This window comes from Paractinoplanes bogorensis (genome assembly GCF_018829635.1).
GTDB classification, from domain to species: Bacteria; Actinomycetota; Actinomycetes; order Mycobacteriales; family Micromonosporaceae; genus Actinoplanes; species Actinoplanes bogorensis.
In genome coordinates this window covers 84,052-97,695 of the sequence record NZ_JAHKKG010000014.1, presented here as the reverse complement: position 1 = coordinate 97,695, position 13,644 = coordinate 84,052, and the positions used below count along the sequence as shown (strand labels likewise).

Annotated in this window: 14 protein-coding genes; 6 read left to right on the top strand and 8 right to left on the bottom strand. The window is 70.5% G+C overall.

Annotation, left to right across the window (positions count from 1 at the left end):
• Positions 1 to 291 (top strand): hypothetical protein, encoded by a 291-nt coding sequence (locus tag KOI35_RS37740; protein ID WP_215793676.1) that lies wholly within the window; start codon positions 1 to 3, stop codon positions 289 to 291.
• Positions 292 to 309: 18 nt separating this feature from the next.
• Positions 310 to 849: a hypothetical protein gene (locus KOI35_RS37735; RefSeq protein ID WP_215793674.1), complete on the top strand. Its 540-nt coding sequence runs from the start codon at positions 310 to 312 to the stop codon at positions 847 to 849.
• Here the strand turns inward: KOI35_RS37735 and KOI35_RS37730 are convergent.
• Positions 830 to 2,014 carry a metallophosphoesterase gene (locus KOI35_RS37730; RefSeq protein WP_215793671.1) on the bottom strand — a complete coding sequence of 395 codons (1,185 nt, stop codon included), beginning with the start codon at positions 2,012 to 2,014 and terminating at the stop codon, positions 830 to 832. The genes KOI35_RS37735 and KOI35_RS37730 overlap by 20 nt on opposite strands.
• Before the next feature lie 105 nt (positions 2,015 to 2,119).
• On the opposite strand from KOI35_RS37730, the gene KOI35_RS37725 reads away from it, so the two are divergent.
• A complete protein-coding gene (locus KOI35_RS37725; RefSeq protein ID WP_215793669.1) occupies positions 2,120 to 2,785 on the top strand; it encodes a ScyD/ScyE family protein in 666 nt (221 codons plus the stop codon).
• Here KOI35_RS37725 and KOI35_RS37720 read toward each other — a convergent pair.
• Both KOI35_RS37720 and KOI35_RS37715 read right to left on the bottom strand, forming a co-directional pair.
• The gene (locus tag KOI35_RS37720; RefSeq protein ID WP_246614431.1) at positions 2,760 to 3,413 is read right to left on the bottom strand and encodes a hypothetical protein; all 654 of its coding nucleotides are present in this window, start codon (positions 3,411 to 3,413) and stop codon (positions 2,760 to 2,762) included. The genes KOI35_RS37725 and KOI35_RS37720 overlap by 26 nt on opposite strands.
• A gap of 92 nt (positions 3,414 to 3,505) precedes the next feature.
• Positions 3,506 to 3,739, bottom strand: coding sequence for a hypothetical protein (locus KOI35_RS37715; RefSeq protein WP_215793665.1), 234 nt, complete (start codon positions 3,737 to 3,739; stop codon positions 3,506 to 3,508).
• Positions 3,740 to 3,898: 159 nt separating this feature from the next.
• Here KOI35_RS37715 and KOI35_RS37710 point away from each other — a divergent pair, with 159 nt between their 5' ends.
• The 3 genes from KOI35_RS37710 to KOI35_RS37700 are packed head-to-tail and all read left to right on the top strand — an operon-like array spanning position 3,899 to position 7,097.
• Complete coding sequence (locus KOI35_RS37710) at positions 3,899 to 4,711, top strand: polysaccharide deacetylase family protein (protein WP_215793662.1); 813 nt, start codon at positions 3,899 to 3,901, stop codon at positions 4,709 to 4,711.
• Positions 4,708 to 5,715 (top strand): glycoside hydrolase family 26 protein, encoded by a 1,008-nt coding sequence (locus tag KOI35_RS37705; protein ID WP_215793660.1) that lies wholly within the window; start codon positions 4,708 to 4,710, stop codon positions 5,713 to 5,715. Before KOI35_RS37710 ends, KOI35_RS37705 begins: the two co-directional genes overlap by 4 nt.
• The gene (locus tag KOI35_RS37700; RefSeq protein WP_215793657.1) at positions 5,712 to 7,097 is read left to right on the top strand and encodes a right-handed parallel beta-helix repeat-containing protein; all 1,386 of its coding nucleotides are present in this window, start codon (positions 5,712 to 5,714) and stop codon (positions 7,095 to 7,097) included. The genes KOI35_RS37705 and KOI35_RS37700 overlap by 4 nt, the downstream gene beginning before the upstream one ends.
• Here KOI35_RS37700 and KOI35_RS37695 read toward each other — a convergent pair.
• The 5 genes from KOI35_RS37695 to KOI35_RS37675 form a co-directional block, all read right to left on the bottom strand.
• Positions 7,094 to 7,468, bottom strand: a complete 375-nt coding sequence (locus tag KOI35_RS37695; RefSeq protein WP_215793655.1) for a hypothetical protein — start codon at positions 7,466 to 7,468, stop codon at positions 7,094 to 7,096. The genes KOI35_RS37700 and KOI35_RS37695 overlap by 4 nt on opposite strands.
• 118 nt (positions 7,469 to 7,586) lie before the next feature.
• Positions 7,587 to 10,019, bottom strand: coding sequence for a hypothetical protein (locus KOI35_RS37690; RefSeq protein WP_215793653.1), 2,433 nt, complete (start codon positions 10,017 to 10,019; stop codon positions 7,587 to 7,589).
• Between the two features lie 66 nt (positions 10,020 to 10,085).
• Positions 10,086 to 11,408: a glycosyltransferase family 2 protein gene (locus tag KOI35_RS37685; RefSeq protein WP_215793650.1), complete on the bottom strand. Its 1,323-nt coding sequence runs from the start codon at positions 11,406 to 11,408 to the stop codon at positions 10,086 to 10,088.
• Entirely contained in the window at positions 11,405 to 12,364 is a 960-nt protein-coding gene (locus KOI35_RS37680; protein WP_215793648.1) for a glycosyltransferase family 2 protein, read from the bottom strand. Before KOI35_RS37680 ends, KOI35_RS37685 begins: the two co-directional genes overlap by 4 nt.
• Before the next feature lie 45 nt (positions 12,365 to 12,409).
• Positions 12,410 to 13,333, bottom strand: a complete 924-nt coding sequence (locus KOI35_RS37675; RefSeq protein ID WP_215793646.1) for a glycosyltransferase family 2 protein — start codon at positions 13,331 to 13,333, stop codon at positions 12,410 to 12,412.
• Positions 13,334 to 13,644: the final 311 nt, after the last annotated feature.

Here is a 13,644-nt window from a genome sequence, read left to right as displayed (position 1 = left end):
GTGCGCGTAGAACTGCGGACCTACTCCGCGACGCTGTCCTGGCCTGACGGTCCGGACGCGCGGTTCGACGTGACGCCGCACGGTGCCACGGAGTGCTCGATCGCGCTGCGGGACGGCGGCCGGTGGTACGACCTCATGGGCTTCGACGACCGTCGGCCGCGCTGGACGACCGTCGCGAACCTCGCCGGTGTCATCCCGAGCGGTGCGTTCCTGCCACGATCCCGCGGCCTGGAGATTGTGCGGACGGCCGCGGCAGACGGTCCAGGCGCCCTGCGTGCCGCGCACGAATGATGCCCGGTCCCGTCGTGGGTGTCCGACCGCGATAGCTACCTGGTCCGCGACATCGCGGAGGCTCTTCTGGACCGGGCGGGCGACGAGCTCGTTCGGATGGGGAGCGGACACGTGCCGGCCGGCGTGCGACGCCTGGCGTGCCTGCTGGGCGTGCACAACGAGGCCATGAGCAGTGGCCTCGGCGCCGCCCTGACCGACACGTCGGCGCAGCGGTGGGGCGAGGCGATCAGAGCGTGCGACGAACTCGGACTGAGTGACGTGGCCGCACTGTTACGCCGTCTCGACCCGCAGCAGCCCGACGTCGACCTCACCGTCGGGCTGCAGGGCGAGTACTTTCGTCTGACCTCCGCGGGCACATGGCACGGCGACGACGCGATCCGTTCCGCCCTGCGGCGCCGTGTCGAGCAGGCACCAAGCGAATACGGCGTACAGGGGACGCCACCGCCGCCCCCGTCCGGGCGATACGACGACCTCCGGCCGACCGGGTCCGGTGCATTCCTGCGCGGCCTGGCTGCCCGGCCACCGACTGAGCGGCGCCCTAGCCGGCGCGGAGGGTGATCAGGGTGATCTCGCTCGGGGCGAAGATCCGGAACGGCGGCCCCCAGAAGCCCGTGCCCCGGCTCGTGTAGAGCTGGGTGCGCTCGCCGTGGCGGGAGAGGCCCTGCAGCGACGGCTGGTCGGTCAGCACCAGGTAGTGGAACGGCCACATCTGGCCGCCGTGGGTGTGGCCGGAGATCTGCAGGTCGACGCCGTGGGCCACGGCGCCGGGGATCTGGGCCGGCTGGTGGGCCAGCAGCAGCACCGGCAGCGCCGGGTCGGCCCCGGCGAGCGCCGCCTCGTGGTCGGTGTGGTGGCCGGGCACGCCCGAGCCGGCCGCCGTGCGGTCGTCGACCCCGGCGACCACCAGCGAGTCGCCGCCTCGGGTCACGATCACGTGCCGGTTGTGCAGCGCCTCCCAGCCGAGCGAGGCCATGTGCTCGACCCAGCGCTGGGCGCCGCTGAAGTATTCGTGGTTGCCGGTCACGTAGACCCGGGCCATCGACGCCCGGACGTCGGCCAGCGGCGCGGCCTGGCTGACCCGCTGGGACACCTCGCCGTCGGCGATGTCGCCGGTGTGCGCGACCACGTCGGCGTCGAGCGTGTTGATCACCTCGGTGACCCCGCGCGACCAGCGGGACCGTTCGATCGGGCCGTAGTGGGTGTCGGTGATCAGCACCAGCCGCAGGCCGTCGAGCCCGCGGCCGAGCCGGGGCAGGGTGACCTCGACCCGGCGCACCCGCGGCACCCGGCGCGCCTCGATCGTGCCCCAGACCAGCAGGACCACCGCCACGGCCGCGGCCGCCGCCGTCGCGATGCGGGAGCGGGCCGGGGCGTCGACGCCGGCCAGCGCCAGCACCAGGCGCAGCAGCTGGCCGGCGATCGACCACACGAAGAGCTGCCAGATCACACCGAGCATGGTGTCGGCGATGACGGCAGGCCCGTCGCGGTGGTGGCGGCCGTGGCCCGAGAACATCAGGAACGGGAACGCGACCAGCGCCACCGCGAAGACCACCGTGCCGGTCACCTGGACCGCGGCCGGCCAGTCGTTGCCGGAGCCGATGAACGTCCACCAGGGCACGCCGAACAGCAGCAGCAGGACGGCGGTGACGATCAGCCCGAACCGGATCGCGCGGCCCGGCCGGCGGCGGCGCGGCTCGGTCTCGACGGTTTCACCTACAGACACGAGTTGAACTATGACACCTCACGGTCGGATCGAGGACTCAGTCGTCCCGCCCACCGCCGCCAGGCCCTATAACCGGGGCTCGGGGGAAGCACGGGGGAGCTTCACATGTTCACAGCAACTGTCGTGGCCGCGGTGGCGGCTGCCCTGGTGGGCGCGCCGGTGCCGCCGGACGCGCCGGGCCCGGTGGCCGGGCCGTTCGACTCGGCGGCCGACCGGCGGGGCCGGATCTACGTGACCGAGGGGGACGCGTTGATCCGGCTCGCGCCGCGGGGCCGCCGGGTCACCGTGGCGTCGTTCCCGAGCCGGATGGTGCCGGCGCCGGCCCGGCTGGCCGACGGCACGCCGCGGGGCGCGCCGGTGCGCATGCCGCCGGTGCCGAGCGCGGTCACCCGCGGGCCGGACGGCGCGTTCTATGTGGGTGAGCTGACCGGCTTCCCGTTCCCGCCGGGCCGGGCCCGGGTGTGGCGCGTGGTGCCGGGCCGACCGGCCGAGGTCTTCGCGGGCGGGTTCACCGCGGTGGTCGACCTGGCCTGGGGGCCGGACGGGCTCTACGTGCTCGAGATCGCCAGGAACGGGCTGCTCAGCGGCGACCGCACCGGGGCCCTGGTCCGGGTCTCGGCACACGGTGTGCACACCACGGTCGCCTCGGCCGGGCTGGACGCGCCGTCCGGCCTGACCATTCGCGACCGCACCGCCTACATCACGACCTGCGGCGACTGCCCCGGTGAGGGCCGGGTGCGGACGGTCAGGCTGACGGGCGGGGCGCGCTGAGACCGAGGCGCAGCCCGGCCACCCCGGCGGGCGAGAGCGGTCGAGCGGTGGCCCGGGACAATTCCTCCCGTACGCCGGCCGGTAGCTCGTCGGCCAGCGTGCGCAACCGGGGATAGAGGTCGAGCACGTCGCGATGGGTCAGCGCACCCACCCCGATCAGCAGGCCGTTGACCGCGCCGGGGGTCTGCACCAGCTCGGCGCACAGCTCGCGCCGCCAGTGCGGGTCGTCGACCCGGGTGGAGAACTCGCGGGCGATCCGGTTGCCGGCCGGCGACGGCTCCTCGGGCGCGGCGTGGCGTCCGGCCCGGGCCGGCACCGGGGCCAGCCGGCAGGCGATGCCGAGCAGCCGGGCCAGTTCGGGCACGGTCAGCACGTCGAGCCCGGTCGCGCAGGTCTCACAGAGCCGGTAGTAGGTCGCGGCGTGCACCAGGGTGGCCGGGCGGGGGCAGTCGCCCAGCGGGCCGCACAGCCGGTCGAGGATGATCTCGGCCAGCGTGCCCTCGTGGTCGAAGCGGCCGACCCCGAAGTAGGCGGCCGGGGCACTGCGGTAGCGGGTGAGGGCGGTGCGGGCACTGGCGTAACCGTCCGACGCCACACTGATGCGCGGAACTCCGCTTTCTGCCTGCATTTGGATCAATCGGAACATATCCCGTCGCCCCCAGGTGGTGAAGGACCGTCGTCGACCGGGGGTACGGGCGGAGGGACGCGACGGTTCACCGGTCACGGCTGCCGGCTCCGAAAATCTGCCGGTCGGGAGCGCCCGGTCAGCCGGAAGGAATCGAACGTCACGGCGTGCAGTGCATAGATCGCGGCCGAGATGACCAGAAACATCCCGGCCAGGACGGCCGCGAGGCCGCTGTCGAGGGTCTGCCAGGCCGCCGGGAGCAGCGTGGCCCCTAGCACGACGGCCGCCTGACAAGTAGCCTCCGCGCAGCGCAAGGGATCGAATGTCATAGCCTCACCCTTCCGGGTGGAGATCCCTGCGCGCTTCTGCCCGGAGCGGGACCGCGCCTACGACTTTCGGCAGAGGGACAAAACGGAGAAACCCGCGACCAGCGCAAGGGTTCCACTTAGCGTGGAACCTCAGACCACAAGGCGTACGAGGACGACCGCGTGACCGTGACGACGAGGCCGGGCTGGGCCACCCTGCCGGCACTCATGTACCACTCCGTGTCCGCCGTCGGCGGGCCCATGCGTGACCTCGCGGTCCCGCCCGAGCTGCTCCGTGAGCAGTTGCAGGCGCTCACCGCCGCCGGGTACCGCCTGGTCGGCCTCACGGAAGCGCTCGACCTGCTGGCCGCCGGCAGCACCGACAAGCTGCTCGCGGTCACGTTCGACGACGGTTACCGCGACTTCCTGACCCAGGGCGTGCCGATCCTCGAGGAGACCGGAGCCGGCGCCACGCTGTACGCCTCGGTCGGTCACCTGGGCGGCACGGCGGGCTGGCTCGGCCAGTGGGCCCCGGACTTCGGGCCGATGCTCACCTGGGACGAGCTCGGCGAGGTGGCCACGGCCGGGATCGAGATCGGCAACCACAGCCTGATCCACCACCCGCTCGACGTGCTGCCCCCGGCCCAGCTGCGGAACGAGATCATCAGCAGCCACGAACAGCTCGAGCAGCGGCTGCAGGTGAAGGTACGGTCGTTCGCCTACCCGCACGGATACAACAGCCGGCGGGTGCGTGAACTCGTCGGGGCCACCGGCTACGACAACGCCACCGAGGTCGGCCGCCGCCTGCACACGCCGGGGGAGAAGAAGCTGGCCGTCCCGCGTCTGCAGCCCACGCCCGACCACAGCGGGGCCGATCTGGTCGCGCTGGTCCAGCACGGTGAGGCCGGCCTGATCCCCAAGGTCAAGCAGCTGGCCCAGCCGGGCTGGCGCGCGGTCCGCAAGGTGGCCCGCACGTTCGGGCGGAACCTGACATGAGGCGCCGGAACCTGCTGGGCCTGTCCGCCCTGGCCGCCGCTGTCCCGCTCGCCGGGTGCGAGACCTACCGGTCGAACGACGCCGTGCCCCCGGTCGTGTCCCACCCGCCGCCGTCCGGTGGCGCCTCGGAGGATCCCGCCGAACTGCCCCCGGTCACCGAGGGCGGCGGCGCCGTGCCGTTCGAGAACGGCAAGGTCATGCTCGGGGCCTACGTCGACCTCAAGGGCATGGGGGCGAACGTGGGCATCGATCTGCGTCGCCGCCAGCTCGGGCGGGCCGAGCGCATCGTGCACCGCTACTACTCGTGGACCGACGATCTGCCGGTCTCACTGGCCTATGTGTCGTCGAAAAGCACGCTGATGATTTCGTGGCGCGGCCCGGAGTACAAAGAAGTCAACGGCGGCTCTTCGGACAAACTGATCGCGCGGGCCGCGAAACGGATGAAACAACGGAAACGGCCGACGCTCATGCGGTGGGCCTGGGACATGAACCGCGATTTCTACAAGTGGGGCGGACCGGCCAACAACCAGGACACCGAGGGCTACATCTCGGCATACCGGCGGATCCACCGCATCTTCCGCGAACAGGGTGCGGACAATGTTTCGTGGGTCTGGAGCCCGAACTGGAATTCGCGCCCCAGTGAGGATTGGAACGCGTACACGAACTATTATCCGGGTGATGAGTACGTCGACTGGGCCGGTATTTCCGGCTTCGCCCAGACGCAGTCACCGGGCGACATGTTCGACGAGTTCTATGCCACCTACGCGTCCCGGAAGCCGGTCATGATCACTGAGGTTTCGGCGGTCGACCGCGGCGGCAGCACCAAGCCCGACTGGATCGCCGACTTCCGCGACTGGATCAAGGCGCACCCCGCCGTGGGCGGGGCGGTCTGGTTCGACACCGACACGCACCCGAGCTCCCGCGAGAACTGGCGGATCGACTCGACGGCCGCGAGCCTGGCGGCCTACAAGGCGATGTCGAACGACCCGGTCTTCACCGGGTGACCGGAGCGCATCACCGGTCGAGGCGCGCCAGTCATCGCGCCCCGGCCGGTACCCGCCGCCGCTGGCTGGGTCTGCTCATGGTGCTGCTGCTCGGCGGCACCGCGGCGGCCGGCTACCGGGCGTACTTCTACGAGGGGCCACCCGACGTCGAGGCCGCCGGCCCCGGGCTCTGGGTGTCCACCCGGGGCTCGGACGACGCCGACGGCAGCCCGGACAAGCCGTGGAAGTCGATCTCGCACGCGGTCGAGGTGGCGCCGGCCGGTTCCAAGATCTTCGTCCGCGAGGGCACGTACGCCCCGTTCACCGTCTCGCGGCCCAACCTGACCGTCAGCAGCGCCCCGGGCGAGAAGGCGACGGTCGAGGGCGTCTCCGGCGTGCGCGACGGGATCCTGGTCGCGGCCACCGGCACCACCATCGCCGACGTGATCGTGCAGGGCTGCGTGCCCAAGCCGAACGCCGACGTGAACATCAACGGCGACCACGGCAGCGGCATCCGGGTGCACAAGACCAGCAAGATCACGATCCGCGGGGTGGTCGTGCGCGACAGCCACGGCGAGAACTCGGCCGGGCTGCCGGTGGGCTGCTACGGCATCCTGGTCACCGACTCCAACGAGGTGCGGGTCACCGGCTCCGAGATCTACGGCAACGGCGCCGGCATCGGCGTCACCGGCGGCGGCAAGGGCGTGCTGGTCGACGGCAACAACGTGCACGACCAGGACCGGATCATCCAGAACACCAAGCAGGACGGCGACGACTTCGGCGGCTACGGGCTGTCGGCCACCTTCCTCACGGCCAAGCCGGGGCCGGTCTTCCGCAACAACACGGTGCGCCGCAACCACGGCCCGTCGGAGGACTACGGCATCGACGGCGGCGGCATGGAGATCTACGACGCCGCCAACGTCACCATCGACGGCAACACGTTCGAGGCCAACGACGGCGTGATGGAGACCGGCACCGGCAACAACGGCGCCTGCGCCAACAACGTCTTCTCGAACAACAAGGCGATCGGCGGCACCCAGTCCGGCTTCGAGAACGACACCGGCATGGTGCTGCGCTGCGCGGCCGGCCTGACGGTCAGCAACAACACCTTCGCCGACATGAAGAAGTTCACCTTCCTGCTGGCCACCGGCAGCGACTTCGCGGGCAGCATCGAGGGCCTGAAGATCACCGGCAACACGGTGACCCGCAACGACAGCGTCCCGATCTACCGCCTGCAGATCGACGGCGGCGCCTCGCCCAACATGGTGATCGACAAGAACGACTACCAGACCGGCGACAACAACTTCTCGATCCTCAACGGCAGCTTCACCGAGGCCTCGGTCCCGTACGACGAGTGGGTGTCGCGCACCGGCTTCGACAAGGCCTCGACCCTGAAGCGTTAGGGCGCCGTCCAGCCCGCGTCCGCGCAGGCCTGGGTAAGAGCGTTCCCAGCCGTACGCCACGCCGCGTTGCCCTCGTCGGCGTGCCGGCCCAGTTCCATCGCCCGCGTGCGTACGGCGTCGTTGTCGCTCTTGGCGGCCAACGTGGTGACCTTGTCGGCCAGGGCCAGCCGGGCCGAGTTGCTGCGGGCCGACGCCTGCCCGCCGGCGAAGGTGTCACAGGCCCGCACGGCGCCGTTGTCCAGGTCGCCGGGCCCGGTGTCGCCGCCGGTGCTCCCGCCCCCGCGCCCGATCAGCACGAAGATCACGAGCGCGGCCACCACCAGCGCGGCGATCTGCACCTTGCCGAGCTTGAACTTCGACAGCAACTTCACACCCAGAGGCTATCCGGACACCGGGCACGAATCGTACGTTCACTCATGACGGGTGGCCCGACGACAACGGCCCGCCTCCCGCGCGTACGGGAAACGGGCCGTTGATCTTGTCGTTGCTCTATTGCGCGGTGGCCTGTCCGACCAGCTTGAAGATCGCCACGCCCGGGCCCTGGTAGAAGACCTGCCAGTTGGACGAGGCCCGGAGCGCCGAGTCGAGCGACTGCATCGCGTCGTCCTGAGCCGTGCCGAAGTAGTCGGTGTAGTCGTCCATCGCGTCGCTGACCACCAGGTAGTTGGTCGGGTAGTTCATGGCGCGGATGTACGTCTCGATGTCGGGCAGCCGGGTCCCGTTGATGTTGCCGGTGAACAGCGGGTCACCGATCAGCGAGATGTCGACCGACACGTGGCCCTTGTTGAACTCGCCGTAGTTGGCCTCGAGCTTGGTCGGGAAGTTCGGCGCGACCAGGACCAGACCCGAGCCGGGCTCGGCGTTCTGATAGAAGTACTCGGCCGCCTCGATGTCGGTGGCCCGCACCTGGTGCACCATCAGCTGGCCCTGGAGGCCCTGCAGGCCGCCCAGCAGCATCAGGGTCAGCACCACGCCCGAGGCGAGCATGGCGGGCACCCCGCGGCGGCCCTTGCCGGCCCAGAGCACGCCGATCAGCAGGCCGACGAACGGCATCGAGAACGCGAAGACCCGGTAGATCGCCTCGCCGCCGTAGTTGCCGGCCACCAGCGTCACCATCGGCGCGAAGCCGATCACCGCGGGCACCAGCACCCGGCCCAGCTTCTTGCGGGTCAGGAAGACCGCGACCAGGGCCACCAGCCAGACCCCGATGGCCAGGATGCGCGACACCGTGGCCGAGAACTGCTGCTCCGGCGTGCGCCAGCTGGCCGAGTTGCCCGACGCGTTGGACAGCAGGTCGAAGCTGAACAGGCTGTACTGGCTGTTCACCGAGCCCAGCCGGGGCACGAAGAAGATCAGCATGATCGCGATCAGGCCGACCAGGAACGTCTTGGGCTTGAGGATGCCGAGGATGGTCAGCGCGAACAGCGGCACCATCATCAGCACCGGGGTCAGCTGGTGCGACACCACGATCGCGGCGAAGATGCCGGCCGCGCCCAGGCAGGCGAAGCGACGGGTGCGGGCGTCGGTCTCGATCCGCGGCGGCATGCCCTTGACGGCCCAGGCGCGCAGCCGGCCGATCCGGCCCTTGGGCTCGCCCTTGATCTCGGGGGCGCCGATCAGCCAGCGGGAGACGATCACCCAGAACGCCAGCATCAGCGCGAAGACCAGCGCCTGCGGCGAGAAGTAGCCGATGTCGACCCACATGCAGGCCTGGAACAGCAGCACGGCCAGGCCGATGACCCGGCGGTCCTTGGTGAACTGGCGCAGCAGGGCGGCCGTCATCAGCGAGGTGACCAGCGCGAACAGCAGCGACGACCAGGCCGCGAACGAGATCGAGTCGACGCCGGAGACGTGCGAGATCATCGCGACCGCGGCGAAGAAGCCGGGCCACTGCTGGTAGATGTCGCTGCCGCTGATCAGGCTGCCGTTGTCGCGGATCAGGTCGACGACGCCGATGTGCTTGTAGGTCCAGGCGTATTCGATCGTGCCGTCCAGCAGCGGCACCGTGGCCTGCATGACGATCGGCACGACGACCAGGAAGGCCGCCATCACCAGGGGCCGGGCCCGGCCGAACAACTCGACCGCGAAGCCGATGAACAGCAGCACCATGCCGACCACGAACGGCACGCCCAGCGCGGCGGTGAAGCCGTAGAGGCCGACCTGGTCGGGGGAGAGCCGGGCGAGCGCGAGGATCCACAGGCCGAGACCGGCGACCAGCGTCACGAACGGGATGGCGCCCAGGGCGAGACCGTTGTCGACCTTGTCGTACGCCTTGCCGCTGCGGCCCAGGATCAGCGGCACACCCGAGCGGGTCAGCCGGAAGAACTGCACCGCCGAGCCGATCAGGGTGACGCCGGCCAGCGCGCCGAACCAGGCGGTGGGCGACCAGACCTTGGCCCACAGGGTGAGGACCGAGAGGATCGTCACGATCGACAGGCTGCCGGCCACGGTCAGGGCCCAGGAGACCAGGCGGTTCTTGACGTTGGCGATCGACAGCAGCGCGGCCCCCGGGCCGAACAGCGACAGCACCAGCAGCAGGGCGACGTCGAGCGGGCCCTGCGGGGTGACCAGGGCGGCCAGCCCGAGCACGGAGGCGATGATGCCGACAAGCGCGAACTCGGGCCGGTGGTCGGCCCCGGACTCGTGGTCGGCCGCCGCGGCGGGCTCGGTGACCAGGGCGGTCTGCGTGCCGCCGGTGGTGATCACCGGGGCCGGCATGAACCGGGTCTGCGAGGCGTCGTCGGGTCCGACCGGGATCCGGACGGTCTTGTCGCCGACCTCGAGCCGGGTGGTCGCGTCCTTGTCGACGGTGGAGATCACTGCCGTCGCGTCGGGCGCCGGCTGTGCCTCTCCGGCGGCGCCGAGCACGATCCGGACGGTCGCGTCCGGACGGTCGGACGATTCTCCCGAGCGTTGCTGCATTGGTTCCGGTCCTCCGTGTGCGGTACCGCCGGGAACGTCAAAGGGCAACGCGACCGGTCGATGTTTCTAAGCCTGCTCGGCGCGTACCTTAGCCCGTGCCGCGCGGCGTGATGTGAAGTAGGCTCGCGGCCCCGCCAGCATGCCACGACGGTTCGCCGAGAGCAGTTCCTGAGGGAAGTCCTCGCGAATCGTCGCAGTTCGGGCAGTGTCCTTTCCGGTCATGTCCTTCAGTGCGCCCGGCGCCAGCCGGATCAGCGGGAAGATCAGTGCCGGGCGGGACATCAGCAGGCTGGTGTACGCCGCCACCAGCCCGGTGCCGTAGCCGACCATCTGCTTGCGCAGGCCCTCGAGATCGCGCCGGTGGTAGTGCCGGGTGATCGCGCTCGGCTGGTAGACGATCGTGCCGCCGGTCAGCAGCACCTGGGTGAAGGCCAGCGTGTCTTCCGAACCCATGGCCGGGGTGCCGGCGCCGAGCGCGGTGTCGAACAGGCCGATCCGCTCGATGACGCCGGGCCGGAAGGTCATGTTGGCGCCGGTGCCGAACGGCGGCAGCGGGTAGAGCGGGCTCTGCACGTGCCTGGTGTGCGGGCCGAACTCGTCCGGCTTGAACCCGCGGCCCTTGCTGTGCCCGCCGAACTGCTCGAACCAGACCTGCGCCTTGGTCTCGAGTTCGGCCGGGACGATGACGCCCGAGATCACGTCGGCGTCCGGGTGCTCGTGCAGCGCCCGGGCCACCTCGGCCAGCCAGTGCGGGTCGGCCACCTCGTCGTCGTCGAGCCAGGCCAGGATCTGACCCGGCGCGGCCTTGACCGCGGTGTTGCGGGCGAACGACAGGCCGGCCTTGGGCTCGACGATGTAGTCGACCGGGCCGCGGGCCGCGGCGGCCTGGGCCACCTCGGCCGTCCGGCCGCTGACCGGGGCGTTGTCGACGACCAGGACGCGGAACGCCGGGTATTCCTGGGCGAGCAGGCTGTCGAGGCACTTGGTCAGTTCGTCCGGGTGCTCGCGGGTGCAGACCACCACCGTGATGTGCGGGGCGGTGGTGAGCACGGCCCGGCGCTGGGCCAGGAACTCGGGCTCGCTGGCCGGATTGAGGCCGTGCAGCGGGACATCGGCCCCGATCCGCTCGCGGACGGCGTCGCCCATTTCGGCCTCGACGGCCGCGGCCAGATCCTGCGGGGTCAACCCGGCCGCCGGGATGTCGAGCAGCAGGAAGCCGAGCGGCTCGGAGAACAGGCGGACCAGCAGCCACACCTGCTCGGCGCGGCGGCCGTCGGGCTGCACGGCCGGGATGGTCAGCAGCGGCTCGGAGAGCTCGAGGTCGCGGACGATACCCGGCACGGTGTTGTCGGGCGCGGTCCGCTGAGCGGGGATGATGGGCGCACTCATCGGGCGGGCTCCAGCTTGGTCTTCGGGGCGCGCTTGGCGGCCACGGTCTCGACGACGCCGCCCCAGCCGGCCGCGGCCACGCCGGCGACGATGCCGCCGGCGCGCAGGAAGTTGTCGGCGCCCTTGCCGGTCAGGCCGGCGCCCAGGTTGCGCAGCGCCGCCTTGGGCAGCGACCACAGGTAGGAGCGTTCGGCGCCCAGGGTGTCGCTGCCGCCGTCGTCGAGGCCGGCCATCTGCACCTTGCCCCGGCCCTCGGCGTAGCAGCGCTTGACGAACCAGGGGAACGTCGAGCGGTTCGCGGGCACCTCGTGCCGGATCATCGCGGCCGGCACGTACATCCAGTGGCCGCCGTCGTGCGCGCTCATCCGCAGGCAGAGCTCGGTGTCTTCGGGCCGGTTGCGGTCGCCCAGCTTGCCGAAGCCGACCCGGAAGCCGCCGACGGCGTCGAACGTCTCGCGGCGCACCACCATGCTCGCCGACCAGACGTTGCGGATCGGGGACGTCTCGGTGGGCATGCCGGCGTACGAGCCACCGACCGCCCACAGGAACTCCGCGGGCATCCAGCGGGGGGCCGGGCCCTCCCAGGCGGGCTCGATGCCGCCGCCGGTGCCGACCACCTTCGGGTCGGTGAACGGCTGGATCAGCCGGCCGAGCCAGTCCGGCCCGGCCGTGATGTCGTCGTCCATGAAGGCGACGAGGGCGGTCTTCGCGTGGAAGGCGCCGGTGTTGCGGTTGCCGGAGACGCCCTTGGCGTAGGCGTTCTCGAGGACGGTCACCCCCGGCAGGTCCCGCTGGATGCGGCGGAACAGGTCGGGGTTGTGATCGACGACCACGACGACCTCGGCCGGCTCGATCTCCTGCGACTTGGCGCAGGCGACCGTCCGGACGAGCGAGGACCAGCGTTCTTCCGTATGGGTCGGGATCACGATGGTCGTGTCGAGGGGGGTGGAATCCACGGGAGCGTCTCCTGGAGCGAGGGGTGGGGACGGGTCTCGGGGGAGTCAGCCCAGCCGGTTGATGTCGGTGCTCGCGGCGCCGACCTCGTCACGCGGGCGCTCGGCGGGGGCCGGCGCGGGGGTGCTCGGCACGCCGTGGGTGCGGCGGCCCGGCTGCTGGTGCACGATCACGCCACCCGGACGCTGCACGCCGGAACGCTTCTGGCGGCGCATGCGGCCGTACTCGCTGAAGATCGTGCGGAGCACGCGGAAGCCGTCGCGGAACGTGTTGAGGTTGGTCTCGCCGTGGATGCGGCGGTGCTCGATGCTGCCGACCTCGCCGACCTTCATCCCGTCGACCGCGGCCCGGATGTTGATCATCGTCTCGATCTCGAAGCCGTCGCCCCAGTGCTTGGTGCCGTCGGTCTTCTTCGGCAGCCGCACGTCGGGGAGGTCGAGCACCGGCACGACGGTCGCCCAGAACGCGTTGTAGCCGTAGCAGAGGTCGGTGAACTTGGTGCCGAACAGCACGTTCACGACCAGGTTGAGCCCGTCGTTGCCGAGCTTGCGGAGCTTGGTGATGTCGTGGCTGTGACCGCCGTGGTTGAACCGGCTGCCCTTCACGAAGTCGGCGCCGTCGGTCAGCTTCTGCACGAACAGCGGGATCTCGGCCGGGTCGGTCGAGCCGTCGGCGTCGATCATCACGATGATGTCGCCGGTGCAGGCGGCGAAGCCACAAGCCAGAGCATTGCCCTTGCCGGTACGGGTCTGGTGCACCACGACGACGTCGGGGCGCAGCTCACGGGCGACCTCGACGGTCCGGTCCTTCGAGCCGCCGTCGACCAGGACGACCTCGTCGATGTTCGCCGGCAGCTTGGCGAACACGTGCGGGAGATTGCGCTCCTCGTTGAGGGTCGGAATCACCACGCTTACTTTCGGTGACGTACCTCCGTCACCCCACGTGTTCGCGGCGGGCGTCGAAAACTCCATGTCGGTCCCTTCCCGGGGCGGCATTGCGGTTCGGTCGGTATATCCAACGGCAAGAAGCGTAGGGCGTTCGCTTCTGTCGACCAACGTAGCAAGTCGCTACCAAGCGTCAACTGACCGAAAAGACAGCGTAGGGGCGGCTGGGTGGATCATTGTCGCCAACCGGATGACCGCGGTGTATTCACACGGGCAACTGCGGCAGATTTTCGTCACATCGTTACCGCAGGTTATGGACATATCGGTGGCTGGATGGCGCGTCACCCATGAAGGTGACAAGTCCGCCATAGGCTGGTTTAGATGGGCTAATCGGGCGA